Annotated in this window: 23 protein-coding genes; 3 read left to right on the top strand and 20 right to left on the bottom strand. The window is 69.1% G+C overall.

Annotation, left to right across the window (positions count from 1 at the left end; genetic code table 11):
- The first annotated feature begins 62 nt into the window (after nt 1-62).
- Both DEU38_RS06635 and DEU38_RS06630 read left to right on the top strand, forming a co-directional pair.
- Nucleotides 63-1016 (top strand): hypothetical protein, encoded by a 954-nt coding sequence (locus DEU38_RS06635; protein WP_114719307.1) that lies wholly within the window; start codon nt 63-65, stop codon nt 1014-1016.
- Entirely contained in the window at nt 1013-1783 is a 771-nt protein-coding gene (locus tag DEU38_RS06630) for a hypothetical protein (protein WP_114719306.1), read from the top strand. The genes DEU38_RS06635 and DEU38_RS06630 overlap by 4 nt, the downstream gene beginning before the upstream one ends.
- Before the next feature lie 78 nt (nt 1784-1861).
- Here DEU38_RS06630 and DEU38_RS06625 read toward each other — a convergent pair whose 3' ends face one another.
- The 4 genes from DEU38_RS06625 to DEU38_RS06610 form a co-directional block, all read right to left on the bottom strand.
- Nucleotides 1862-2338, bottom strand: a complete 477-nt coding sequence (locus DEU38_RS06625; RefSeq protein ID WP_258557672.1) for a hypothetical protein — start codon at nt 2336-2338, stop codon at nt 1862-1864.
- A gap of 128 nt (nt 2339-2466) precedes the next feature.
- A complete protein-coding gene (locus DEU38_RS06620) occupies nt 2467-3813 on the bottom strand; it encodes a DNA polymerase IV (protein WP_114719304.1) in 1347 nt (448 codons plus the stop codon).
- Nucleotides 3814-3861: 48 nt separating this feature from the next.
- Nucleotides 3862-5022: a hypothetical protein gene (locus tag DEU38_RS06615; protein WP_114719303.1), complete on the bottom strand. Its 1161-nt coding sequence runs from the start codon at nt 5020-5022 to the stop codon at nt 3862-3864.
- Nucleotides 5022-5954, bottom strand: coding sequence for a metal-dependent hydrolase (locus tag DEU38_RS06610; RefSeq protein WP_114719302.1), 933 nt, complete (start codon nt 5952-5954; stop codon nt 5022-5024). Before DEU38_RS06610 ends, DEU38_RS06615 begins: the two co-directional genes overlap by 1 nt.
- 158 nt (nt 5955-6112) lie before the next feature.
- On the opposite strand from DEU38_RS06610, the gene DEU38_RS06605 reads away from it, so the two are divergent.
- Nucleotides 6113-6730: a TetR family transcriptional regulator gene (locus DEU38_RS06605; RefSeq protein ID WP_114719301.1), complete on the top strand. Its 618-nt coding sequence runs from the start codon at nt 6113-6115 to the stop codon at nt 6728-6730.
- 48 nt (nt 6731-6778) lie between these two features.
- Here DEU38_RS06605 and ileS read toward each other — a convergent pair whose 3' ends face one another.
- From ileS to DEU38_RS06525, 16 genes are all read right to left on the bottom strand, one after another.
- Nucleotides 6779-9967 carry an isoleucine--tRNA ligase gene (ileS, locus tag DEU38_RS06600; RefSeq protein ID WP_114719300.1) on the bottom strand — a complete coding sequence of 1063 codons (3189 nt, stop codon included), beginning with the start codon at nt 9965-9967 and terminating at the stop codon, nt 6779-6781.
- Between the two features lie 253 nt (nt 9968-10220).
- Complete coding sequence (locus DEU38_RS06595) at nt 10221-10463, bottom strand: hypothetical protein (protein ID WP_114719299.1); 243 nt, start codon at nt 10461-10463, stop codon at nt 10221-10223.
- 41 nt (nt 10464-10504) lie between these two features.
- Nucleotides 10505-11353: a DivIVA domain-containing protein gene (locus tag DEU38_RS06590; RefSeq protein ID WP_114719298.1), complete on the bottom strand. Its 849-nt coding sequence runs from the start codon at nt 11351-11353 to the stop codon at nt 10505-10507.
- 114 nt (nt 11354-11467) lie between these two features.
- On the bottom strand, nt 11468-11770 hold the full coding sequence (locus tag DEU38_RS06585; RefSeq protein ID WP_114719297.1) for a YggT family protein: 303 nt from the start codon (nt 11768-11770) through the stop codon (nt 11468-11470).
- A 122-nt stretch (nt 11771-11892) separates the two neighbouring features.
- Complete coding sequence (locus tag DEU38_RS06580; RefSeq protein WP_114719296.1) at nt 11893-12480, bottom strand: cell division protein SepF; 588 nt, start codon at nt 12478-12480, stop codon at nt 11893-11895.
- Between the two features lie 91 nt (nt 12481-12571).
- Nucleotides 12572-13300 (bottom strand): YggS family pyridoxal phosphate-dependent enzyme, encoded by a 729-nt coding sequence (locus DEU38_RS06575; protein WP_114719295.1) that lies wholly within the window; start codon nt 13298-13300, stop codon nt 12572-12574.
- A gap of 20 nt (nt 13301-13320) precedes the next feature.
- A complete protein-coding gene (pgeF, locus tag DEU38_RS06570; RefSeq protein ID WP_258557653.1) occupies nt 13321-14061 on the bottom strand; it encodes a peptidoglycan editing factor PgeF in 741 nt (246 codons plus the stop codon).
- Nucleotides 14058-15275 (bottom strand): cell division protein FtsZ, encoded by a 1218-nt coding sequence (gene ftsZ, locus DEU38_RS06565; RefSeq protein WP_114719294.1) that lies wholly within the window; start codon nt 15273-15275, stop codon nt 14058-14060. The genes pgeF and ftsZ overlap by 4 nt, the downstream gene beginning before the upstream one ends.
- A 221-nt stretch (nt 15276-15496) precedes the next feature.
- Nucleotides 15497-16339 carry a cell division protein FtsQ/DivIB gene (locus DEU38_RS06560; protein ID WP_114719293.1) on the bottom strand — a complete coding sequence of 281 codons (843 nt, stop codon included), beginning with the start codon at nt 16337-16339 and terminating at the stop codon, nt 15497-15499.
- The gene (murC, locus tag DEU38_RS06555) at nt 16336-17826 is read right to left on the bottom strand and encodes a UDP-N-acetylmuramate--L-alanine ligase (RefSeq protein ID WP_114719292.1); all 1491 of its coding nucleotides are present in this window, start codon (nt 17824-17826) and stop codon (nt 16336-16338) included. The genes DEU38_RS06560 and murC overlap by 4 nt, the downstream gene beginning before the upstream one ends.
- Nucleotides 17823-18959 carry an undecaprenyldiphospho-muramoylpentapeptide beta-N-acetylglucosaminyltransferase gene (gene murG, locus DEU38_RS06550; protein ID WP_114719291.1) on the bottom strand — a complete coding sequence of 379 codons (1137 nt, stop codon included), beginning with the start codon at nt 18957-18959 and terminating at the stop codon, nt 17823-17825. Before murG ends, murC begins: the two co-directional genes overlap by 4 nt.
- Nucleotides 18956-20419, bottom strand: coding sequence for a putative lipid II flippase FtsW (gene ftsW / locus DEU38_RS06545; RefSeq protein WP_114719290.1), 1464 nt, complete (start codon nt 20417-20419; stop codon nt 18956-18958). Before ftsW ends, murG begins: the two co-directional genes overlap by 4 nt.
- Complete coding sequence (murD, locus tag DEU38_RS06540; RefSeq protein ID WP_114719289.1) at nt 20416-21945, bottom strand: UDP-N-acetylmuramoyl-L-alanine--D-glutamate ligase; 1530 nt, start codon at nt 21943-21945, stop codon at nt 20416-20418. Before murD ends, ftsW begins: the two co-directional genes overlap by 4 nt.
- A gap of 3 nt (nt 21946-21948) precedes the next feature.
- Nucleotides 21949-23043: a phospho-N-acetylmuramoyl-pentapeptide-transferase gene (gene mraY, locus DEU38_RS06535; RefSeq protein WP_114719288.1), complete on the bottom strand. Its 1095-nt coding sequence runs from the start codon at nt 23041-23043 to the stop codon at nt 21949-21951.
- The gene (murF, locus tag DEU38_RS06530; protein WP_114719287.1) at nt 23040-24566 is read right to left on the bottom strand and encodes a UDP-N-acetylmuramoyl-tripeptide--D-alanyl-D-alanine ligase; all 1527 of its coding nucleotides are present in this window, start codon (nt 24564-24566) and stop codon (nt 23040-23042) included. The genes mraY and murF overlap by 4 nt, the downstream gene beginning before the upstream one ends.
- On the bottom strand, nt 24563-26203 hold the full coding sequence (locus tag DEU38_RS06525) for a UDP-N-acetylmuramoyl-L-alanyl-D-glutamate--2,6-diaminopimelate ligase (protein ID WP_114719440.1): 1641 nt from the start codon (nt 26201-26203) through the stop codon (nt 24563-24565). The genes murF and DEU38_RS06525 overlap by 4 nt, the downstream gene beginning before the upstream one ends.
- Nucleotides 26204-26221 lie beyond the last annotated feature (18 nt).

Genomic DNA, 26221 nt, shown 5'->3' with positions numbered 1-26221 from the left:
GCCATCATCCCCTACCCGGGAGACAGACCGGTCATCCCACCCGCGCCGACTAACCTGTTGGCGTGCCACTGCCGTCGAAACTCTTTCGTCCCGGAACCGCGCTGATCGCGGTCACCCTCTCCCTCACCGTCCTCGTCACCGGGTGCGGAAGCGGCGGCGATGCCGCCCCGTCCAGCCCCGATGCGGTCGGTGCCGCGTCCGACGAGGTGACGGTCCCGGTGACGGCCGCCACCACGGAGGTCGTCGACGCGGGAGCCGAGCCGCGGAGTGTGGTGCAGTTCCGTCCCCCGCAAGGCACCCGGCAGCAGGCCCGGCTGGTGACCACCGGCACCGTCCAGCAGCAGATCGACGATCAGCCCGCACAGGATTTCTCCAGCCCGGAGTTGACGATGCCGCTCACCGCCCTGGTGACGCAGGGGGCGTCCGACAGCACGCCGGCCACGACCACCGATCTGACGCTGGGAACCCTCACCACGGCGGACGACGCGACGAACGAACTCCTTTCGCCCGCAACCGATTCGCACGCCGGGTTCACGATGAACCTGTCGGGCGCGATCACTGCGCTGCGGCTGCGTCCGGACCCCGACGCCCAGAACAAGGCCCGGTCGATGATCGAGCAGGCGTTCTACCAGGCCGTCTACCGCACCGTCGCGTTCCCGGAGCAGCCGATCGGCGTGGGCGCGGTGTGGACGATCCACCAGCAGGTGATGAGCGCCGTCGCGCTGAACCAGGTGACCACCGCGACCCTGACCGCACGCGACGGCGATCGGCTCACGATCGATGTTCGGGTGGCGCAGTCCCCGCAGTCACCCGTCTTCGAACTCCCGAACGGCGCGGGAACCCTGAACGTGGATTCGTACTCGCTGCAGGGCTCCGGTCGTGTCGTCGTCGATCTGGGCAAGCCCCTGCCCGTCGACGGTTCGATCAGCGTCGAGGGCACCCAGTCGTTCAGCGACCCGTCGGACGCGATGAGACTGCGTCAGACCACCAGCGAGCGGGTCGAGTGGTCCGCATGACGCGGCGCCGCTACCCCCTCGTCGCAACGGTCACAACGGTCACAACGGTCACAACGGTCGCGGTGGTCGGGGCCGCACTGTCCGCGTGTGGATCGTCGGACGAGCCCGCGCCCGCAGCCGTCGATCTGGGCCCCGTGGTGACCGCCCCGGCATCGGCGCCCGAGACGGGGCCGATCACGGACTCCGCGGTGCTGCAGGCCGCCCTCCTCACCGCCGCGGATCTGCCGCCCGGCTTCGCACCACTGCCCGATCCCGTCGACGACCTCGGTCTCGCACCGGATACGGGCAACGCAACGGACCGCTCGCGCACCGATCCCACCGGCTGTGCGAACGTCCTCGACACCGTCTCCCGCCAGGTTCCCGGCGCGGCCGCATCCGCCGAGGAGAACCTCGCGGGTCCGGGATTCACCAGCGTCGACGTGGACGCGGCCGGCTACGCGGGCACGGCCGCCGCCGATGCCTTCGCGACCGTCCAGTCCACCTTCCGTGACTGCACGACCTACACCGGTACCGATTTCGACGGCACGCCCGTGCAGTACCGCCTCGAGCCCCTGCAGCAGCCGGCCGTCGGTGACGCGTCGACCGCGGTCCGGCTCACCACCACCAGCGAGGGATTCACGCTGGTGTCCGACGCCGTCGTCGCGGTCGTCGGCTCGACCGTCGTACAGGTGGTCGCGACCGGACCGGACGCCGCGAACGGCGACCTGCTCACCGGGCTCGCACGCACGACGACCGACCGCATTCGGGCGGCGTCGCAACCGAAGTAGGTGCGCCCGGCACACGAACGCCGATGCCGGCGCCACCCGAGGAGGGCGACGCCGGCATCGGCGTGACGTACGGAACTGCTACGCGGGGCAGGCCGGCGAGGTCAGGTTGGCCATCGTGACCAGCTGGCACGCGTACTGCTGCGACATCTTCCAGACGCCGCCCTCGGCGACGAAGTCGACGGTGGCCGGGTTCGCCTGGCCGTTGACGGTCAGCGTGACACCGGCGGTCACGGTGTCGTCACCGGTCGGCGTGACGTCGACTACCTCGATGCCCGCGTTAGCGTCCTTGGCGGCCTTCGCGACCTGGTTGATCAGTTCCGGATCCGCCTCGGCGCCCTGAACCAGCTGGACCTTCTGGTCCAGCGGGACGCTCTCGTCGAACGCCTTCGCGAGAGCCGCATTGAGCTCGGCCGGCGTGGGCGGGGCCAGCGCCGGCGTCGCGGCGGCAGCAGTGGTCGTGGTGGCCTGGGCGGTGGTGCGCTCGCTGCTGCCGCCGTCGTCCGAGCAGGCAGTCATGGTCAGGGCAGCCGCGATCGCCACGCCCGCGATGGTCATCTTCCGAAGCTTCAAGTCTTCGTCCTTTTCTTCTCGGTCGAAAATCGTTCACGGCTCAGCCGGGATGCACATCCACTCTCCCAGCTATGACGCCAGTTCACAGCAAGCGTACCGGGATGAGGCGGACCTCACCCGAGGCTGTCGAGCGGATCGGCCACATCCAAGTCCCCCGTGGTGTCCTCGAAGGTACGCGACTGCCCCGGTCCGCTGCTACGGGTCTCGAACCGAACCGTCACCACGCCGTGTCCAGCGCCCTGCACCCAGCCGTGTCCGTACTCGGGGTGCGACACGTCCAATCCGGGATGCCACCGGGGCCGCGACTCGGAAGCCGCACGGTCCGACGAAACGTCCTCGAGTCCACCACTTTCCGACACATCCTCACCCTGGTCCAGCTCGGGGAACAGCGACCCCTGGACCACCGCGGACAACCCACCGAAGCCCACGCCCACCAGGCGGATCGGACCCAGTTCGAGCGGGTCGATCGCCTGGCGCTGCGCCGTCGCGGTGAGCGTCTGCAGATCGGTCGTCGCGTACGGCAGCGTGATCGATCGGGTCACGATGCTCATATCCGACTTACGGAGTTTCAGGACGACGGTGCGGGCCGCGCGGCCGTCCCGCGCCAACCGCCTGTGCGCCGCGGCGGCGCTCGACTCGACGGCCCGCCGCAGCTCGGACAGTGTCACGATGTCCTGCGCGAAAGTCGTTTCGGCACTCACCTGTTTGGCGTCGGCGCGTTCCGCGACCGGACGGTCGTCGATGCCCCGGGCCAGCCGCTGCAGACTCGGTCCGATCGTCGTCCCGAGAATGGATGCCACCTCGGCCTCCGGCAGCGCCGCGAGGGCGCCGACGGTCTCGATCCCGAGCCGCTTGAGCTTCTCCTCCGCGACGGGACCGATACCCCACAGCTTGCGCACCGGCAGCGCCTCCAGCAGGGCCTGCTGGACGTCCGGGGACACCACCGTGATCCCGTCCGGCTTGGCCAGACCGGACGCGATCTTCGCGACCTGCTTGCCCGCGCCGGCGCCGATCGAGGCGACCAGCCCCGTCTCGGCGAGAACCAACGCCCGCAGCTCTTCGCAGTAGCGCTCCACCTCGGCTTTGCCGGCACCGGCGAGCTCGGCCGGTTCCCCGAACGCCTCGTCGAGCGAAAGCTGTTCCAGCACAGGCATCCGCACCCGCAGCGCCTCGAACACCTCCCGGCTCACGTGCCCGTACAGCCCACCGCGGGGCGGCAGCACGACGGCCGACGCCCCCACCAACCGGCGCGCCTGGTGCATCGGCATGGCCGAGCGCGCGCCGAAGACCCTCGCCTCGTAGCTCGCCCCCGCAACCACTCCCCGACCGCCGAGGCCGCCCACGAGCACGGGACGACCCCGCAACGTAGGACGGGTCAGCTGCTCGACGGATGCGAAGAACGCGTCCATGTCGAGATGCAGGACCCACCGGCGGCTGCGTGTGGGGTCGGCGGAGTCCATGGATGAAAAATACGCCGAGCGGACGACAGGCCCCGTCGAGGCCTTCGGCTATGCGGTGGGCGTCGCCGACGGCTGCCCGTCCGCCCGGACGGTGCCGGCCTCGGCCGTGCCGCGCGGCACGGTGAAGGTGGCGGCCACGCACGCGATCGCGACGGCGAAGCACGCGATCGTGTACCAGAGGCTGCCGATAGGATCCCCGTTGCTCGTGACGCCGTCGACCGCCCCGAAGAAGTCCGGCAACGCGCTCAGCCACAGCACGCCGAGCACCGCGATGTACACGATGGAGTAGATCCGGACGAAGTCGTTCGAGTAGGCGGGGACGTCGGACGTTCCCGCGCGCAGCCGCGACCACTGCTTGTACAGCAGCGGAATCGCGACGACCGTGACCGCGACCAGTTCGGCGGCGTAGAGGACACCCCGGACCGTGTCGCTGCCCATCCCGAAGACCGTCGCAGGGAGCGGGAGGACGAACACACCGACCGACGCCGCGAGACCGACCACGATTGTGCGCCAAACCAACCCGAGTCCGGAGAAGTGCCGGCCGTCGTCGACGTGACGTCCGACGAAGAACTGCACGCACAGGGCCAGCGACATCGGCCACAGCGCCGCGAACACCACGACGCTCGGCAACGGAACCGAATCGAAGAAGGGCAGGTTGACCTTGTTGTCGAGGGTCCACTCCCACCACCGCAACTGCGGACCGAGCTGGTCGAACATCTCGTAGAACGCGTGGTGCACGAAGCCGACGCACACCGCGCCGAGGAACACCCCGTAGCGCCGGAACACCCCGAGCATCCGGACGATCTCGAACGCCAGCGTCGCCATCAGCGGATAGATCGCGACGATGTACAGCGGCAGTCTGCCCCACAGGAATTCGACGGTGAACACGTTGTGCGCGAACATCGTACCCAGGTATTCCTCGGTGCCGAACGGGGCCGGGAAGTAGATCGGCGGCTCGATCACGAAGAGGAAGGCGGTGGCACCGAACCACAGCACCAGGTTGGTGGGATCGCCGTGCCGCCGCAATCGCAGAATCGCGTACACGAGCGCCAGCACCGCGCCGAGAACGATCGTGAACTCCAGGACCGGTAGCGTCCAGTTCTCCAACGCACCGGGGTTGCGGAACTCGACGAGCCCCCCGGCCTCGTCACACGAGAAGCCCAGCCGGGTGGCCAGATCCTCGAACGTGGGTGAACACAGATCCGACATCAGTTCACCGCCTTCGACGACACCGACTCGGCGGAGTACCAACGCGTGCAGTCGTAGCCGTCGTCGTAGCGGGTGAACCACTCGCCGGCGAGCACGGGCAGGTTCTCGTGCGTCGGGTCGTGGCCGGGCAGCTGGCTACGAACGGCGCCGCGCAGAGCGGTGAGCTGCTCGCCGAGGGCCAGGCCGTCGAACGCGCGCGGCATCGGCCCCTTGGTCAGGTAGGGCGCGAAGCTGGTGAGCACCCGCTGCTTGGTGCGGTGCCGGGCAAACATCGACATCGAGTCGACCTTCCGCGCGGACAGCGGAACGTGCTGGTTGAAGCCGGCGCATGCGATCCGGATCGACTTCATCACGTGCGCGAAGATCGACGGCGCCATCCGCATCCGGTACATCTCGTTGCCGACGAGCGAGTTGTAGATGATGAGCGCGGAGCTGCGGTGCTCGACCTCTTCGACGAAGTGCCAGAGGAACAGCGAGGCGACCCGGTCGTCGCCGGGCGCGAACAGTGTGGCCTCGTTGTCGAGCATCAGCTTGAACACCGGGGTGAAGGTCGCCTCGAGGTCCGCGGTGTACGCGAGGCGATAGTCGATCGAGGTGCGCTCGGTGAGCAGATCGAACTCGCCGATCACCGCGTCGAGCGTGTTCTGCAGGCCGGGGTAGCGCCGGATCAGCCCGTTCACGTGCTGGCGGTGTGCGGTCGAGTGGTGGCCCTCCTGACGCATGAACGCCACCGCCTCCTCGGCGACCGCCGGGTCGGTGATCAGCGGCTTGGCCTGCAGGATCAGCTTCACGATCATCTTCTCGAAGCCGATGGCGAGGAACGACACCGCGTTCGACATGCTCGACCATGCCGGGTTGTCGGGGTTCCACAGGAACGGGACGTCCCCGTCGTCGAACCCGAAATCCATCTTTCGGGGCTTGAGATCCGTCATGCGCACTACCTCGTTCGTCGTCGGTGAGGGGCCCCGTCCGCGCAGGCCGGGGCCACAATCGCGGCAATCATACGATTGTGATCAAAGTTGTATGATTACTTTCGCGAAATCGCCGCCGCCTGCGCGAGAACCAGTGCACTGCTGGTAAATTCCGCCCCGTGGCACGCAGACGCGGATGGGGCGGCAAGCCGCCGGCCGACGACGAAGAGGCCGCGCGGCGCATCGTCGCCGCGGCGGTCGAGACGATCTCCCGCACCGGATCGGCCATCAGCATCGCCGACGTCGCGGAATCCCTCGGCGTGATCCGGCAGACGGTGTACCGGTACTTCCCCAGCACCGACGCCCTCCTCCGCGCCGCCGCCATCGCCTCGGTCGACGGGTTCCTCGACCGCCTGACGGCGCACGTCCGGGGACGGGCGGATCCGGCCGACGCCCTGATCGAAGCCGTGGTCTACACCCTCGACGAACTGCCCCGCACCCCGCACCTGGGCATCATGCTGTCCGGTTCGCACTCCCACACCGAGGGAATCACGTCGGACGAGGCGCTCACCTTCGGGATGACGATGATCCGACGCTTCGACGTCGACTGGGATCGGCACGGGTACGACGAACCGTCTCTGCGCGAACTCGTCGAGTACCTGCTGCGGACAATGCAGTCGTTCTTCGTCTCCCCCGGAAACCCTCCACGCGGCGAGCACGAACTCCGGCGGTACCTACGCCGCTGGATGGGCGCCGCGATCAGCGCCCAGACGACAGCACACACGACGAAGCCCTGAGGAACCTACGGTCCCTCAGGGCTTCGTTCGCGAAGCGTCGCTACCCGATCACGCCTTGGTGACCGTGGCGCGCACGCCCTCACCGAGTTCGACGACCGCGTCCCCGGAGACGTCGCCGAGTTCGAGTGTCGTCGCCAGGACCTCGCCCGCGATCAGATCGCGGTGCCGCTGTGCCCAGTCGAGACGATCCGCGGGAACCTGCAGCGTCACCGAGATGCGATCGGAGACATCGAGACCCGCCGCACGACGCGCGTCCTGCAGTTCACGGATGCGGTCCTTGGCCCAACCCTCGGCCTCGAGTTGCTCGGTGACCTGCGAGTCGAGTACCACCAGACCGGCGCCGTCGGGCAGGGCCGCCGTCGACTCGGGCTCGGCCGCGACCAGCCGCTGCGTGTACTCCTCGGGGAGCAGCGCGATGCCCACGGCAGGAGCGGAGCCTGCGGAGCGACCCGGCCACACCGTGACCACACCGTCCGTCTCGGACCAGTCGCCCGCCTTGACCGCCTTGATGACGGTCTGCACGTCCTTGCCCAGGCGCGGACCCGCGGCCCGGGCGTTGACGACCAACTCGAAGCGACCGTGCACGTCGACGTCGTCGGTGACGTCGACCTTCTTGACGTTCACCTCGTCGGCGATCAGGCCCAGGTACGGGCGCAGCCGATCGGCGTCGGGTGCCGCGACGGTGACCTCGGGCAGCGGCAGCCGCACCCGAAGGTTCTGCGCCTTGCGCAGACCCAGCACCGTCGAGCAGACGCCCCGGACATCGTCCATCGCGGCCACCAGCTCCGCGTCGGCCGGGAGCTCGGACGCCGTCGGCCAGTCCGTCAGGTGCACCGACCGCCCACCGGTCAGGCCCCGCCAGATCACCTCGGTCGCCATCGGCAGCAGCGGCGCCGCCAGACGGCTCACGACCTCGAGCACCGTGTGCAGGGTGTCGATCGCGTCCCGGTCCTCGTCCCAGAACCGGTTGCGCGAGCGTCGCACATACCAGTTGGTGAGCGCATCGCAGAACGTGCGCAGCTCGTCGCACGCGCCGGCGATGTCGGTCGCCTCGAGCGCATCGGTGATCGCGTCCCGCGTCGCGGCGAGCTTGGCGAGGATGTACCGGTCGAGCACATTCGGCGAGTCGGTCCGCCACTGGCCGGGCTTGGACGCGTACAGCTGCAGGAAGCTCCAGGCGTTCCACATCGGCAGCAGCGCCTGTCGGACACCCTCGCGGATGCCCTGCTCGGTGACCACCAGGTTGCCGCCGCGCAGGATCGGCGACGACATCAGGAACCACCGCATGGCGTCGGAGCCGTCGCGGTCGAAGACCTCCTTGACGTCCGGGTAGTTGCCCTTGGACTTGCTCATCTTCAGGCCGTCGTCGCCCAGAACGATGCCGTGTGCGGCAACGGTTCTGAACGCAGGGCGGTCGAAGAGAGCGGTCGCGAGCACGTGCAGGTTGTAGAACCAGCCGCGGGTCTGCCCGTTGTACTCGACGATGAAGTCGCCCGGGTAGTGCGTCTCGAACCAATCCTGGTTCTCGAACGGGTAGTGGACCTGAGCGAACGGCATCGACCCCGACTCGAACCAGCAGTCCAGCACCTCGGGAACGCGACGCATCATCGACTTGCCGGTCGGGTCGTCCGGGTTGGGACGGACCAGCTCGTCGATCATCGGCCGATGCAGGTCGGACGGACGGGCACCGAAATCGGCCTCGAGCTGGTCGAGCGAGCCGTAGACGTCCACGCGCGGGTAGGCCGGGTCGTCCGAGATCCACACCGGGATCGGGCTGCCCCAGTAGCGGTTACGGCTGATGTTCCAGTCGTGGGCGCCGGCGAGCCACTTGCCGAACTGCCCGTCCTTGATGTGCTCGGGCACCCAGGTGATCTCCTGGTTGAGCTCGACCATGCGATCACGGAACTTGGTCACCGCAACGAACCACGACGGCACGGCCATGTAGATCAGCGGCTGGCCCGAACGCCAGCTGTGCGGGTACGAGTGCTCGATCGTCTCGTGCCGCAACAGCTTTCCGGCAGCCTTGAGGTCCTTGATGATGACCGGGTTGGCATCGAACACCTGCAGGCCCTCGTACGGCGGCACCATCGAGGTGAACTTGCCACCCGGATCGAGCGGTTGGACGATCTCGATGCCGTTCGCCGTCGCGCACTCCATGTCCTCCTCACCGAAAGCCGGTGCGAGGTGGACGATTCCGGTACCGGAGTCGGTGGTGACGTAGTCGGCCGACAGCACGCGGTGCGCGTTGGCGTGCCCCTTGTCGGGGCCGTGGAAGAAGTCGAACGGAGGCGTGTAGGTGAGGCCGAGGAGCTCGGCGCCCTTGTACTCGCCGAGGACCTCGGGCGACTCGCCGAGCTCACGCGCGTAGTGGCCGACACGGGCGGCGGCGAGCACATAGCGCTTGCCGTCGGCGCCGAGCACCTGCACGTAGTCGACGTCGGGGTGCACCGCGATCGCCAGGTTCGACGGCAGCGTCCACGGCGTCGTCGTCCAGATCAGGGCATTCGCACCGTCGAGCGGCGAGCCCGGGGCAGTCAGCACCATGTCGACGGTGACGGCCGGGTCCTGCCGCATCTTGTACGCGTCGTCGAGGCGAGTCTCCTGGTTCGACAGCGGCGTCTGCTCGTACCAGCTGTACGGGAGCACCCGGAAGCCCTGGTAGATCAGGCCCTTGTCGTAGAGCTCCTTGAACGCCCACATCACGGACTCCATGAAGTCCAGATCCAGGGTCTTGTAGTCGTTGTCGAAGTCGACCCAGCGCGCCTGACGGGTGACGTAGTCGCGCCACTCGTCGGTGTAGCGCAGCACCGACTGCTTGCAGTACGCGTTGAACTCCGCCAGACCCATCGAGTCGATCTGCGACTTGTCCTTGATGCCGAGCTGCTTCTCGGCCTCGAGTTCCGCGGGCAGACCGTGGCAGTCCCAGCCGAAGCGCCGGTCGACCTTCTTGCCGCGCATCGTCTGGAAACGTGGCACCAGATCCTTGACGTAGCCGGTGAGGAGGTGGCCGTAGTGAGGCAGACCGTTCGCGAAGGGCGGGCCGTCGTAGAAGACGAACTCCTCGGCACCGTCACGGTTCGCGATACTCGCCCGGAACGTGTCGTCCGCATCCCACGCTGCGAGCACCTTCTGCTCGAGCGCCGGGAAGGACACACTTCCAGTGGCGCGTTCACCGACGAGATCGACGCGCGGGTACGCGTCGTTCGTCTGGGGAGGGGTGGATTCGTTACTTGTCACCGCGCGGCTCCTCGTGCCCAACTACCGGCACGGGGACGACGACGGCGCCCTGTGCGCCGCTACCGCGGTACCACCCCGCTTGCTCGTCGCCACGTTCGCGAGACGAGCCACTCGATCAAGGCTGTGACGGGCCCACCCGTTCGGTTCTACTGAGCCGGATCCGGGTTACGCGATCAACGCGAATCCCGAATCTCGACCGTTCTTCCGAAGGCTCCCCGGTGATCGCCGGATCTCAGCCGTATGTGCGTTCAGTCTAACCCTGAGCCGAATTCCCGTCGGAATCACCGTGGTCGGACTCGACGTCACCGTTCTTCGTGTCGGCCGGCGCAACGGCCGGTCCCGCCTTCCTGCTCGCCAGCGCACTGACGAGCAGGAGGACGGCACCCGCGACACAGACTGCGATGCATCCCCAGGCCCAGAGGACGGAACCCGTCATCAAGGCGATCACCAGCAGGGTAAAACCCACTGCCGCGAGGACCAGCGTCATGACCAGCACGATTCACCCTCTACTCGAGAGCCGGCCGGGCGTCGGCTCAGTCAGTTGTTTCCCTTGGCGAACGACTGGCTGAAGCCGGACTGGTTGAAAGCGTCCTGGCCACCGTCGACCGGCACGGCCGAGCCGCGCTGCTCCAGCTCCTCGAGCTGCGACTCGAGGTACGACTTGAGCCGCACCCGGTACTCGCGCTCGAACGTCTTCAGCTGCTCGATCCGACCCTCGAGGACGGAACGCTGCTGATTGATCGTCGCCATGATCTCGGTGTGCTTCTTCTCGGCGTCGGCCTGCAGCGCATCGGCCTTCTCCTTGGCCTGCCGCAGCTGGGTCTCCGAGCGAGTCTGGGCGTCCGAGAGGAGCGACTCCGACTTCTGCTTGGCGTCCGAGACCATGGTCTCCGACTTCTGCTTGGCGTCGGAGACCATGGTCTCCGACTTGGTGCGCGCATCGGTGACGAGGCGCTCCGAGTTGGTGCGGGCGTCGCTGAGGAGCTGCTCCGCCTCGACCTTGGCGTCGCCCGTCAGGCGGTCGGCCATCTCCTGCGCGAGGCCGAGGACCTTCGCGGCCTGCATATTGGCGTCCTCCGACGGACGCGGCGCTGCCGCGGGAACCGGAGCAGGCTTGGGCTGTTCGACGACTCGAACCGGTTCCGGCGCGGGAGCCGGAGCGGGCGCCGGCGCGGCGGCCGAACGCGGAGCCTTCTTCGCCTCGGCCAACTCCTGGTCGAGCTCGCCTACGCGCTGACGGAGATCTGCATTCTCCTCGATGAGCCGGGACAGCTCCTGCTCGACCAGATCGAGGAAGGCGTCGACCTCGTCCTCGTTGTAGCCACGCTTCCCGATCGGAGGCTTGCTGAACGCGACGTTGTGCACATCAGCTGGAGTCAGCGGCATGGAAGGATCCCTTCACGCGTCAATTGGCGGTCTAGCACGCATTGAGTTCTAGGGCATTGCGCGTACTCGTTAACCATTTCGTTACCCGTCACACTGTAACTGCGGGTCATTCTGTCACACCAAACCCGTAGGTGAAGCTAGTCCCGAGACCACCTGCATGAGGATGAACAGCAGGAACAGCAGCACCATGATCGACAGGTCGAGCCGGACCCCACCGAGCGAAATCGGTGGAATGAGCCGGCGAAGAAGCTTCACCGGCGGGTCTGTGACCGTGAAGATCGCCTCGAGCACGATCACGACGAAACCCGTCGGTCTCCAGTCACGGGCGAACACCCGGATGAACTCGACGATGATCCGTCCGATGAGCAACAACCAGAAGATGAACAGGATCACGTAGATCACCGAGAACACGGCCACACCTTCACTCTGCCTGACAACGACCGGTCGATCAAAACGATCTCGCTACCCGAGTCGCGCATCACACTCGCGCGCAGTCGACGACTCGGTCACATCGGCGGATCGCCCGTTCGGACCGCGGACTACTTCTGGTTGTAGAACCCGGTCTCCGCGATGCGGCGACGCTCCTCGGCGGAAACGTCGATGTCGGCGGGTGAGAGCAGGAACACCTTGGTCGCGACCTTGTCGAACGACCCGCGGAGCGCGAAGGCGAGCCCGGCAGCGAAGTCGACGAGCCGCTTGGCATCGGCGTTGCTCATCTCGACGAGATCCATGATCACCGGCGTGCCGTCCCGGAAGCGCTCGCCGATGGTGCGGGCCTCGCCGTAGTCCCGGGGACGCAGCGTGGTGATCTTGGACAGCGGCCCGCCCTCGTCGACCACCGACCGGCGGCTCTCGTGCCGCTCCATCCGCGGGTCGACGGCGAGTGCGCCGCGGGTGGCGCCGCGCGGTGCAGCACCTCGTGGCGCGATGGGCTCGACCCGCGCCGACGAACGGGGAGCGGACTCGTAGCGGTCGAAATCACTCTCGACCTCGTCACGGCGGGACGCCGCGTAACCGGGCTCGGCGTACTCGCGGCGGCCCTGCCCGGGCTCGTCGATGTAGTCGTCCTCGAAATCCTCGAGGGGAACCATGCCGAAGTAAGCCTTGAACTTGTGCAGGCTGCTCATTGATCGACCTTCCTGGGCGCGGCGGACTGGTTCTGACGAATCCTGCGGTCGACCGCAGAGATCTTCTTGGTGTTACTGGTGTGACTGGTGATCATTTCGAGACTATCGGTCGGCGGCCGAGGAGGGCGGTTCCGACACGCACACAGGTCGACCCGTGGCGGACCGCGGCCTCGAGATCACCGGTCATCCCGGCAGACAACGTCGTCGCCTCGGGATGCGTGCGCAGAAGGTTCGCGTGGAGCGTCGAGAGTCGCGCGAATGCAGCGTCGGGGTCGACGCCCAACGGCGGCACACCCATGATTCCGCCGAGCACGAGGTTCGACGACCCCGCGACGCGATCGGCCAGTTCGCCGAGGTCCCCGGCCGGTACCCCACCACGGTCCGGATCGGCATCCAGGCTCACCTGGAGGAGAACCTCGAGCGGATCCGATCGAGCGCCCTCGTCGAGCGCACCCGCGGCCGCGCGGTCGAGCGCATCGGCGAGCCTGACGCTGTCGAGCGAGTGGACCGTGTCGGCCCAGCGCACGACCGACTTGACCTTGTTTCGCTGCAGGCGACCGATCATGTGCCAGCGCACCGACTCGTCGGCGCCCGGAGTCGACCGGAAGTCGGCCACCTTGGTGCCGGCCTCGGGTTCGCGCGACTCCCCGAACGCCCGGCAACCGAGATCGTAGAGAATCCGGACATCCGTCACCGGGTAGAACTTCGTCACCGGTAGCAGCGCCACCTCGGTGAGAGGGCGCCCGGCTTCCCGGCAGGCCGCGTCGAGTCTGGCGCGGACCGCCGTCAGCGCCGATGCGATTTCGTCGTGCCTACTCATCGGCCGTCAACTCGATCCCGTCACTCTTCCCCGGGTGGGTCCATCCAGATCACCGCTGCCAGGCGGCCCGTGGGCGCTCCCCGGCGGTGGCTGAACAATGTTGCATCCTCGATCGTGCACCGCGGATCCTCGGCGACACCCGAGACCCCGGCGGCCAGCAACTGCCGCCGCAAACCGGCTCGCAGATCGAGCCCCGGCGTGCCCTTGACCGTGCGAGTGGCGGTGCCGGGCAGGAACTTCTCGACATCGGCCTGCATCGCGGCCGGAACCTCGTACTGACGACCGCTCGCCGCGGGCCCGAGGAACGCGCCGATCCGCTCGGGCCGCGCGCCCTGCTCGATCATCGCGCCGATCACCTTGGGCACGATGCCGATCCGGGCTCCGATCCGACCGGCGTGCACGGCGGCGATGACACCGGCCTCGTCGTCGGACAGCAGGATCGGCACGCAGTCGGCGCTCAGCGTGACCAGGGCCAGACCGGGCACCGTGGTCACCAGCGCGTCGGTGGCGGGAACGGGACCGTCGACAGGACCGTCGACGACCGTGACGTTCCGGCTGTGGATCTGTTCCATCCACACCAAGCGCTCGAACGGCAGCCCGATGCCGTCGGCGAGCCGGCGGCGGTTCGTATCCACCGCAGCCGGATCGTCGCCGACGTGATCACCGAGATTGAACGACTCGTACGGCGCCGCGGACACACCACCGGCTCGGGTCGTCACGACCCGCCGGACCCGGACACCCGTCACGGAAACCCCGCTCAACGGCGCATGAAGGAAGGCACATCGACGTCGTCGTCTTCGCCTTCCTCGTTGCTGACCGGTACTGCACGGGAAGCACTGCCACCCAGCGGCGGCAGGGTCGACCCCGTGGGCGCGCCGACCGGCTCACGCGGAGCCGCCGGTGCCGCCGGTGCGGGCTCGGCGGGTGCCGCCGCGGCGCGCTCGGACTGCCCGACCTCGCCGGCCCGTCCTGCGCCGATGTTCCCGCGGCCGATGGCCGACTGGACCTCGAGCGGCCGCTTGGCCGGCGCTCCGCCGTCGAAACCCGCGGCGATCACGGTGACGCGAACCTCGTCGCCGAGCGAATCGTCGATCACCGTTCCGAAGATGATGTTCGCGTCGATGTGCGCGGCCTCCTGGACCAGCGACGCCGCCTCGTTGATCTCGAACAGACCCAGGTCCGAACCGCCGGCGATCGACAGCAGCACTCCGCGCGCGCCCTCCATCGACGCTTCCAGCAGCGGCGAGTTGATCGCGGTCTCGGCGGCCTTGATCGACCGGCCCTCCCCACGGGAGGAGCCGATGCCCATGAGCGCGCTTCCGGCGCCGGACATGACGCTCTTGACGTCGGCGAAGTCGACGTTGATCAGACCCGGCGTGGTGATCAGGTCGGTGATGCCCTGGACACCGTTGAGGAGTACCTCGTCGGCGCTGCGGAACGCGTCCATGAGGCTGACGGCGGCATCGCCCAGCTGCAGCAGCCGATCGTTGGGGATCACGATCAGGGTGTCGCAGGACTCACGCAGAGCGGAGATCCCGGACTCGGCCTGCGAACCGCGGCGCTTGCCCTCGAAGGAGAACGGCCGCGTGACGACACCGATGGTGAGGGCGCCGAGCTTGCGGGCGATGCTCGCGACGACCGGGGCACCACCGGTACCGGTGCCACCACCCTCGCCCGCGGTGACGAACACCATGTCGGCCCCCTTGAGGACCTCCTCGATCTCGTCCTTGTGATCCTCGGCGGCCTTGCGGCCGACCTCCGGGTCGGCGCCGGCGCCGAGACCACGGGTCAGTTCGCGACCCACGTCGAGCTTGACGTCGGCGTCGGACATGAGCAGCGCCTGCGCGTCGGTGTTGACCGCGATGAACTCGACTCCCTTGAGTCCCTGCTCGATCATGCGGTTGACCGCGTTGACGCCGCCGCCGCCGATACCGACGACCTTGATTACGGCGAGGTAGTTGTGCGGGGGCGTCATGGGCTCTCGCCTTCCGTGAGTGGATTTCGCGCTCGTACTAGGGGTGAGTATGGAAAACCCTCAACCTCAACCACAGGGTTAAGGTTATGTCAAGTAGTCCCTTGGGGCGAAACGCTATGCAGTGCCACAGCGATCCGCCAGCAGGCGCGCCGACACGCGCCAAGTTTTTGCGGGGCACGGAGCCCCCGATCCGCTCGTGGCGTGAGCCTCCGGATCGCCCATCACTTTACTGTGGGCAGTTCGGGACTCGACACATCGAAGATCCGACCGGGCTGTGTCAACAGTGCGGAGACCACTGCCGACTTCCTCTCGGAATCGTCGACACCGCCCCACACCACGACACGGCCGTCCACCAGAGTAACCGAGACACTCGAAATCGTCGGTGCGGCAACCTCGGACACCTGGACCCGGACCGCCTCCGGCAGCGACCCGAGCACCTCCAGCGCAGCCTGGGTGGCGTGGTCGGCCTCGGTCGGTGTCGGCGTGACGAGTCGCACCACACCGAACGGCGGCGGCTCGACGGCGTAGTCCACCCCGGTGGCGTCCATCAGATGCGTTCCGTCCGGGGAATCGAAGAACACCACCGGAATCCGTTCGCGGACGGTCACCCGCACGGTCGACGGATATTCGCGCTGCACCCGCGCTTCCGCGACCCGGGGTATCCCCGCGACACGCTTGGCCGCTGCCGCGGTGTCGACCCGCAGCAGTGGAGTCCCGTCCGCGATCCTCGCGACCGGCAGGACCTCCTCCGCGGTGAGGAACCCGTCACCGACGTACTCGACCTGACGGACCGACATCATCGGGCTGAACCACAGCGCGGCGCCGAGGCCGCCGAGCACGACCACCACGGCGGTCGCGATCAGGAAAACCTTGCGCCGCAACGACCGGGCGCGCGCCCGCTCCTCCGAACCGCGAGCGGTCTTCGCCTCCGACTCCGGTCCGTTCCCGTCGCGCCGACCGGACGACGTCGCCTGGCGCGGCGAACTCCGGCGCGTGCGATCGCCGCGCGACCGGCGCGCATCGGGCCGGCCGCTGCGGGGTCGACCCCGACGATCGGCCGTCACTGCGGCTCCGAACCCGATCCCGCCGAACGACCACCGTGGTTGGGCCGCGACCGCAGTGCATCGAGTATCGGCCCACCGAGCATCGTCACGTCGCCCGCACCCATCGTGATCAGGACGTCGCCGGGCTCGACGAGTCCGGCGACCTGACGCGGCACCTGGGACCGATCGGGCTGATAGTGAACAGGTTTCGTGAGCGCCTGCGCGACCAGCGCGCCGCTCACTCCGGGGATCGGCTCCTCGCGCGCGCCGTACACGTCGAGCACCACGACCTCGTCCGCCAGGTCGAGCGCCTCGCCGAACTCCTGCGCGAACGTCACTGTCCGCGAGTACAGATGCGGCTGGAACACCACGACGACACGGCCCTGCCGGCCGTCGTTGTCGACGAGTTCCCGCGCGGCGCCGAGCACCGCCCGGACCTCGGTCGGATGATGCGCGTAGTCGTCGAACACCCGGACCCCGCGCTCGCGGCCGGTGAGCTGGAACCGGCGGTGGACCCCACCGAACCCGGCCAGCCCCTCGAGCAGTTCGTCCACCGACGCGCCGGCGTCCACGCCCGCGAGCAACGCGGCAAGCGCGTTGAGCGCCATGTGCTTTCCGGGCACGCCCAACCGCAACGTGCGCGGCTCGACCTCGCCGGCGAAGCGGATGTGCGCCACTCCCCCGACGTCACGCGCCTCCCAGGACAGCAACTCCACACCCACCGGAACCGGACCGGCGGACGCGGCGGCCTCCGCCGTGCCGTAGCCGACGACCCGTACCGCGCTGCCGGACTCCACCGTTCGCCGCGCGAGCGCAGCCGACCCCGGATCGTCGAGGCACGCCACGAGCAGGCCGTCCGGAGCGATCCGCGCGACGAAGTCGTCGAAGACCTGGACGTACGCCTCACTGCTACCGAAGAAGTCGAGATGGTCCGCCTCGATGTTGGTGACCACCACGACGTCCGGGTCGTACTGGAGCAGCGAGCCGTCGCTCTCGTCGGCCTCCGCGACGAAGACCTCACCCGAGCCGTGATGGGCGTTGGTACCGGCCTCGTTCAGTTCGCCGCCGACCGCGAAGGACGGGTCGAATCCACAGTGCTGCAACGCGACCACGAGCATCGAGGTCGTCGAGGTCTTGCCGTGCGTGCCCGACACCAGGAGCGTGCGATGCCCGCGCATCAGCGACGCCAGGACCGCGGGGCGCAGGATCACCGGAATGCCGCGCTTCGCGGCCTCGACGAGCTCCGGATTGTCCTTCGGGATCGCGGCGTGCGTGGTGACGACGGCCGTCGGGCCACCCGGCAGCAGATCGAGGGCGCTCGCATCGTGGCCGATGCGGACGACAGCGCCGCGAGCACGCAGCGCGAGCACGCCGCGGCTCTCCTTGGCGTCCGAGCCGGACACCTGCCCACCCCGGGAGAGCAGGATCCGCGCGATGCCGGACATTCCGGCACCTCCGATGCCGACCATGTGTACCCGCTCGAGACCCGCGGGTAGCTGCTCGTTCATCGGTTTCCCCTTGCTACATCGACAACGATCTGTGCGACGGTCGCCGCCGCACTGCGGTGGCCGGCACCGGCCGCGCTGCGGCCCATCTCCTCGAGCCGTGCGCGGTCGGCGAGCAACGGCACCACGGTCTCCGACACGTAGTGCGGCGTCAACTCCGCATCCGGAACGATCATCCCACCTCCGGCAGCGACGACGGGCCGGGCATTGAGTTCCTGCTCGCCGTTTCCATGTGGCAACGGCACGTACACGGCGGGGAGGCCGACGGCCGAGACCTCGGCGACGGTCATGGCGCCCGAACGACAGATCACCGCGTCGGCGGCGGAGTACGCCAGGTCCATGCGCGTCAGGTACGGCACCGCCACGTACGGCGCCTCCGGATGCGACTCGACTTCCACGGAGTTCTTGGGGCCGTAGGCGTGCAACACGGAGATACCGGCCGCCGCGAGCTGCGGGGCGGCACCGGCGACGGCCTCGTTGAGCGACCGGGCGCCCTGCGATCCGCCGAACACCAACAGCACCGGACCGTCCGCCGGCAGACCGAAGTGCTCACGCGCCTGCGCGCGCAGGGCCGCCCGATCGAGTCCGGTGATGGACGAGCGAACCGGGATTCCGACGATCTCGGCATCCGCGGTGCCGCGCGCGGCCACCCCGGAACCGGCGACCGCGGCCAGGACGCGACGGGCACGACGGGCACCGATCTTGTTCGCGATACCCGCACTGGCGTTGGCCTCGTGGATCACGATCGGGATCTTCCGGCGGCGGCGCAGCAGACCCGAACCGGCAGCAAGATACGCGGGCAGCGCGACATAGCCGCCGAAGCCCACGACGACGTCCGCGTCGGTACGGTCGAGCACCGCGCGCGTGGCGGCCACCGACCGCCGAATCCGGCCGGGTAGCCGGAACAAATCCATCGTGGGCTTGCGGGGCAACGGAACCGGCGGGATCAGCTCGAGCGGATACCCCCGATCGGGGACCAGGGTGGTCTCGAGGCCTCGCTCGGTCCCGAGCGCCGTCACCACGGCGGACGGATCGAGCGCACGGATCGCGTCCGCGACAGCCATTGCCGGCTCGATGTGCCCGGCCGTCCCGCCGCCGGCCACCACCACGGACAGGCCTGTCTTGTCGCCGCTCACCTACGCGTTCCTCGCTCTCCTGGACGGGGATCGCGCGAAGTGCCCGCGCGGTCCCGATCCCTCATGGGGCCGTGGCCCCGCTTCTCGTTGTTCCGTCGACCGTCGTCGGTCGGCCGGCGTCGGGGTTGGTCGTGCCGAAGAGCACGGGTGTCCTTGGCGCCCGGGCGTTCTCCGCGGGCGGGCTGCACCTTCCGGTTCTCCGTGCGGCGCACGACGGCCGCCCCGCGCGGGCGCGGCGGGATGTACGCCGCCGGCTTGGGCAGCCGCAGCAGTCGAGACATCCGTCCGTCCTGCCCGCTGTGCAGCGCGGCGACCGCCTCCGGCTCGTGTCTCGCCGCGTTCGCGACCAGACCGAACATCAACAGTGTCGTCGCCGTCGAGGTGCCACCCGCCGACACCAGCGGCAACTGCAGACCGGTGACCGGCAGGATGCCGACGACGTAACCGATGTTGATGAACGCCTGACCGGTGATCCACGCGGTCGCGGTCGCGCTCAGCAACTGCAGGAACGGGTCCGCCGAGCGCCGCGCGATGCGCAGACCGGTGTACACGAACAGCGCGAACAACCCGATCACCGCGCCCGCCCCGATGAATCCCAGTTCCTCGCCGATGATCGCGAAGATGAAGTCGTTGTGGGCGTTGGGCAGATAACTCCACTTGGCCCGGCTCTGGCCGAGCCCCTCACCGAACAGGCCACCGTCCGCGAGCGCATACTTCGCCTGCCGCGCCTGGTAACCCGCGCCCTGAGCGTCGTCACCCGGGTTCAGGAACGACTGGACGCGCGCGGACCGGTATCCCGCAGTCAGCGCGAGGGTTACGGCCGCCGCACCGCCCGCCAGGAGCACGGTGAGGAAGATCTTCAGCGGAAGGCCCGAGAACCAGAGCAGCGCCAGCAGGATGATCGCGAGCGAGATGGTGGTTCCGAGGTCGGGCTGCAGCACGATCAGGACGAAGACCAGCAGCGCCGCGGGCACCAGCGGGATCAACATCTCCTTGAGCGATGCACCCTCCCGCCGCCGCGTGGCGAGCAGGTGCGCGCCCCACACCGCGAACGCGATCTTCGCGAGTTCGGAGGGCTGCAACGAGATCGGACCGATCACGAACCAACCGCGGGTTCCCTGCGACTTCGTACCGATGCCGGGAATCAACACCAGCACCAGCATCGCGACCGTCACACCGAACGCCGGCAGCGACCACGTACGCATCACCCGGATCGGGATCAGCAGCGCGATGTAGAAGATCACCAGACCCAGCGTCGCGAAGATCAGCTGTGAGACGAACTTTCCGTACGCGGACCCGTCCCGCGCCACCGACTCGACACTCGACGACGACAGCACCATCACCAGCCCGAGCACCGTCAACAGGACCGCGATGGTGACGACGAGATGAAACGACGTCAGCGGACGAGCCAGCCACGCCCCGATCCGGGTGCGCGGCGCGCGCTCGGGGGCTCCTGTCATCCGCTGGTCCCGGACTCCGGCTCGATGTCGGCCAACGCCGTGACCGCTGCGGCGAAGCTGCGCCCGCGGTGTCCGTACGAGTCGAACATGTCGAGCGACGCGGCAGCAGGTGCCAGCAGCACGGTGTCGCCGGGAGCAGCCAGGGCCGTGGCGGCGCGCACGGCCTCCGCCATCACGGTGTCCGCGTCGGCCGCGGGAAGATCGAGGTGGAGCACGTCCGCTCCGGCGATCGGTTCGACCACGGACCCATCGTCTCCCGCGCGCACGTGAACGACCGGGACCTCGGGGGCGTGTCGCGCGAGCGCCTCGGCGATCTGATCGGCGTCACGGCCGATGAGCACCGCACCGGCCAGTCGGTCCGCGACGTCGGCGACCAGGTCGTCGATGCGAGCCCCCTTGAGCAGGCCGCCGGCGATCCACACCACCGAGTCGTGCGCGACGATCGACGACCGCGCCGCATGCGGATTGGTCGCCTTGGAATCGTCGATGAACGTGATGTCGGTGAGCCGACGGACGACCTCCGCCCGGTGCGGTCCCACCCGATGAGCCCGCAGCCCCGCATCCACCGCTGCCGGGGAGACGCCGATCGCGCGGGCCAGCGCGGCCGCCGCCAGCGCGTCGCACAGTCCGGCCGGCCCCGGCGGGCTGATCTCGTCGGCCGCGACGAGGGGAACCGAATCCGCGAACGCCCGGTCGATCAGCATCCCGCCGCGAACGCCCAACTCCCCGACGTCGGGCGCATCGAGCCGGAAGCCGACGGTGTGCCCGTCACGCGGCCGCTCGACCAGCGTGGCGGCGACCGCGTCGTCGAGGCCGACGACGGCGACGCCACCGGTGAGGGCCTGCGCCTTGGCGTCCGCGTAGCCCTCCATGCCGCCGTGCCAGTCGAGATGATCCTCGGCGATGTTGAGTACGACGCCGGCTGTCGGGCGCACGGACGGCGCCCAGTGCAGCTGGAACGACGACAGCTCGACGGCGAGGACGTCGACGCGGGGCTCCTGCGCACGCAGTGCGTCGAGCACCGGCAGGCCGATGTTGCCGCACGCCGCCGACGACATGTCCGCGGCCTCGAGGATCGAGTGCAGCATCGACGTCGTCGTGGTCTTGCCGTTGGTGCCGGTCACGACCAGCCACTGTCGCGGCGGACCGTACACCCCGGCCCGGTCGACATGCCACGTGAACTCGATGTCGCCCCAGATCGGGATGCCGGCGGCCGTGGCCGCCGCGAGAACCGGCGCGTCCGGCCGGAACCCCGGACTGGTGACGACGAGGACGAACTCGGCGACGCGCGCCGGGTCGGCGACCAGGTCGTCGAGCGGCACCGTCTCGGCACCGAGCTCGGCGCAACGGGCGAGGGCGTCCACGTTGGTGTCGGTCACCGTCACCCGGGCACCGAGGTCGTGCAGCGGAGCTATCACCGCGCGGCCGGAGATGCCGGCGCCGGTCACGAGGACGCTCGCGCCGCGCAGTCGGTCCAGATCTCCCGCGTCGACTCCCGCGCCGTGTCCGGTCCCGTCGAGCTGCATCCGTCAGTCCCCGATCGCCGCGAGATATTCGCTGTAGAACAGTGCGAGGCCGATCGCGGACGCGATCGCGGCCAGCAACCAGAATCTGATGATCACCTGGGTCTCGGCCCAGCCGCCCAGTTCGAAGTGGTGGTGGAACGGCGCCATCCGGAACACCCGCCGTCGGCTCGATCGGAACACCGCCACCTGGATGACCACCGACGCCGCCTCGGCCACGAACAGGGCGCCGATGACGACCATGAGCAGCTCGGTGCGGGTGGTGATGGACAGGCCGGCCAGCATGCCGCCCAGCGCGAGCGAACCGGTGTCGCCCATGAAGATCTTCGCCGGCGCCGCGTTCCACCACAGGAAGCCGATGCATGCCGCGGCTCCGGCGGCACACAGCAACGCCAGGTCCAGCGGATCACGGACGTCGTAGCAGCCCTTCGACGGACCGAGGCTGCCCGGCCCGTCGACGCAGGCGTTCCGGTACTGCCAGAACGTGATGATCACGTACGCGCCGAGCACGAGGCTCATCGAACCGGCCGCCAGACCGTCGAGGCCGTCGGTGAGGTTCACCGCGTTCGACCACGCGCTCACCAGCAGGTAGCAGAACAGGATGAAGACGATCGATCCCATGCTGACAGTGGCGATGTCGCGCACGTACGACAGGTGCACGCTGCCCGGGGTCAGACCGCTGCCGCCGCGGAACTGCAGCGCCAGGATGCCGAACACGACCGCCGCCACCAACTGGCCGACGAGCTTGGCCGTCTTGTTCAGACCGAGGTTGCGCTGCTTGCGGATCTTGATGAAGTCGTCGAGGAACCCGACGCCACCGAGCGCGGTGGTCAGACCGAGCACCAACAGGCCCGACGCGGTCGGCCCCTCAGCGTCGTAGCCGATGCCGATGAGATGCGAGCCCCAGTAGCCGGCCCAGATTCCCGCGAGGATCGCGACGCCGCCCATCGTGGGGGTACCACGCTTGGCCTGATGGCTCGCCGGGCCTTCGACCCGGATCTCCTGCCCGAAGCCCTGCCGCGAGAAGACCTTGATCAGGACCGGCGTCAGCAGGATGGACACCGCGAGGGCGATGCCCGCGGCGAAGAGGATCTGCCTCACTGCGGCGCCTCCGAATCGGTGATCTGCGCGGCGTCGGTGGTCGGCGCGTCGAGAACCGCGTCCGCGACCTCCCACAGTCCGATCGACTGCGAAGCCTTCACCAGTACGAGATCACCGGCCTCCAGTTCCTGCTCCAGCAGCGCGATCGCACTCGCACCGTCGGGCACGTGGACCGCCTCGTCACCCCAAGAACCTTCCATCACCGCTCCCTGGTACATCGCGCGGACGGGCCGACCGGCTCCGACGAGGATCAGCTTGGTCACGTCCAGGCGCACCGCGAACCGTCCGATCGCGTCGTGCTCGACCACTGATTCTGGTCCGAGTTCCGCCATTTCGCCGAGGACTGCCCAACTCCGGCGTGCCGGACCACGACCGGACCGGGCCATCGACACGAGCGCCTTGATCGCCGCACGCATCGAATCCGGGTTCGCGTTGTACGAGTCGTTGACGACGGTGACGCCGTCGGCCCGATCGCGGACCTCCATCCGACGCGCCGAGACCGGCCCGGCGGAACCGAGCGCCGCCGCGACCTGGTCGAGCGTCGCCCCGCACTCGAGCGCGACGGCGGCCGCCGCGAGCGCGTTGCCGACCTGGTGTTCGCCGTGCACCGCGAGCGTGACCGGGATGCTGCCGGCCGGGGCGGTCAGGGTGAAACTGGCGCGCGCCTGATCGTCGAGGCGGACGTCGGTCGCGCGGACATCGGCGGTGCCGGACTGGCCCACCAGCACGACGCGTGCCCGGGTCCGCTGCGCCATCGCCGCGACCAGCGGATCGTCGGCGTTGAGCACCGCGACACCCCCCTCGGCGGCGGTCGGCAGCGACGCCGGCAGCTCGCCCTTGGTGTCGGCGATCGCCTCGCGGGAACCGAACTCGCCGAGGTGCGCCGTGCCCACATTGAGGACCACACCGATGCGCGGCGGGGCGGACTTCGCGAGCGCCGCGATGTGCCCGCGTCCGCGGGCGGACATCTCCAGGACCAGGAAACGGGTGTCGGCGTCGGCCCGCAGCGCCGTCCAGGGATGCCCGAGCTCGTTGTTGAACGAACCGGGCGGGGCCACGACGGACCCGAGCGGCGAGAGAACTGCCGCCAGCAGGTCCTTCGTGGAGGTCTTGCCGGACGAACCGGTCACCCCGACGACGGTCAGGTCCGAGTCGGCGGTGAGCCGGTCGATGCTCGCGCGCGCCAGCTTCGCGAGCGCCTCGAGCACCGCCGCGCCGGAGCCGTCGGTGTCGTGTTCGAGGGCCAACGCGCCGTTGTCCGACGCGCCGAGCGGCTCGACCACGATCGCCGGGACACCGACCGGGCGGGCCGCGAGCACGGCCGCCGCGCCCGCCGCCACCGCAGCGGCCGCGTGGTCGTGCCCGTCGGTCGTCGCGCCCGGCAGCGCCAGGAACAGCCCACCCGGTGTGACCTTGCGGGAATCGAACTCCACCGTTCCCGAAACGGTGGCCGACGGATCGTCGACATCGTGGAGCGTCCCGCCGACCGCCTGTGCGATCTGGGCGAGCGTCATCGGGATCATGCGTTTCCTCCGTGTGCGGGGTCTTCGGAGGCGATCCGATCGATCGCCTCTCCCAGAACCTCGCGGTCGTCGAATGGGTACTTCACCCCGTGGATCTCCTGGCCGATCTCGTGGCCCTTGCCGGCCACGAGGACCACGTCGCCGGAGCGGGCCCAGCGGACCGCGGCGGCGATGGCCTCACCGCGGTCTCCGATCTCGAGCACCTCACCCCGCTCGGCCGCCGGAACCGACAGCGCGCCCTCCGTCAGCGCGGCCCGGATGGTGGCCGGATCCTCGGTGCGCGGATTGTCGTCGGTGATCACCAACAGGTCCGCGCCGCGGGCCCCGGCCTCGCCCATCAAGGCCCGCTTGCCGGTGTCGCGGTCGCCGCCGGCGCCGACGACGACCGCGATCCGGCCGTCGGTCTGCCCCCGCAATGTCGCGATCACGGCCTCGACCGCAGCGGGCTTGTGGGCGTAGTCGACGACGGCCAGGAAGTCCTGCCCGCGCTCGACCCGCTGCACACGGCCGGGCACGTCGACCCCGCCGATTCCGGCGATCGCCGCGTCGACGTCCGCGCCCGCCGCCGCGCAGACCGCCACGGCTAGCACCGCGTTCGCGACGTTGTACTGCCCGGGCAGACGCAGCGACACCGAGTGCGTCGTCCCGTCCGGCCCGGTGAGCGTGAAGACCTGGCTACCCGACGGCACCGCCTCGGCCTGCCCCGCGGTCCAGTCACCTGGTCCGCTGGTGGCGACCGTGGCGACGGCGCCGGGAAGGTTCGGGTGCGCGCGGCGGGCGATGTCCGCCATCCGCGCCCCCCACTCGTCGTCGGTGCAGATCACCGCGCGCTCCGCACGGACCGTCGAATCCGCCGCGAAGAGGCGGCTCTTCGCCGTGAAGTAGTCGTCGAAGTCGCGGTGGAAGTCGAGATGGTCCTGGGACAGGTTGGTGAACGCACCGATCGAGAACCGAACGCCGTCGACCCGGCCGAGAGCCAGCGCATGACTCGACACCTCCATCACCACGGTGTCGATCCCCCGCTCGAGCATCGCCGCGAACAGGGCGTGCAACTGCGGCGCCTCCGGCGTGGTGAGCGCGCTCGGCACCCGGTCCCCCGCGACACGGGTCTCGATCGTGCCGACCAACCCGATGCTGCGACCGGCCGCCGCGAGGCCCGACTCGATCAGATATGCCGTCGTCGTCTTGCCCGAGGTTCCGGTGATCCCGACGACCTGCATCTGCTCCGACGGATGGCCGTAGATCGTGGCCGAGACCTCGCCGAGCACCCGCCGTGGTTCGGGGTGCACCAGCACCGGCAACGCGGGGACGTCGGTGGACTCATGGAACTGTCGGGCAACGAGCGTGAGACCGGCGTCGTCGGTGAACACCGCCACCGCGCCGGCCTCGACGGCCGACCCCACGAACTCGGCGCCGTGAGCACGCGCCCCCGGGAGCGCGGCGAACAGATCGCCCGCCAGCACCGACTGCGCCCGCAACTCGACGCCGGTGACCGTGGTCGGCACAGCCGCGTCCCGGTCCACTCGATCGGATCCGAGCCATTCGATCCGGGCACCGACCTTGTCGGCCAGGTCTTCCAGGTCGGTCCGGGGCGGGTTCGTCGGGCGAAGACCGCTCCCCGGCGCCGCACCCGGCATGGATGGCTGCGGACTCGG

Source organism: Rhodococcus sp. AG1013, from assembly GCF_003350365.1.
Taxonomy (GTDB): domain Bacteria; phylum Actinomycetota; class Actinomycetes; order Mycobacteriales; family Mycobacteriaceae; genus Prescottella.
This window is presented reverse-complemented; position numbering and strand designations above follow the sequence as displayed.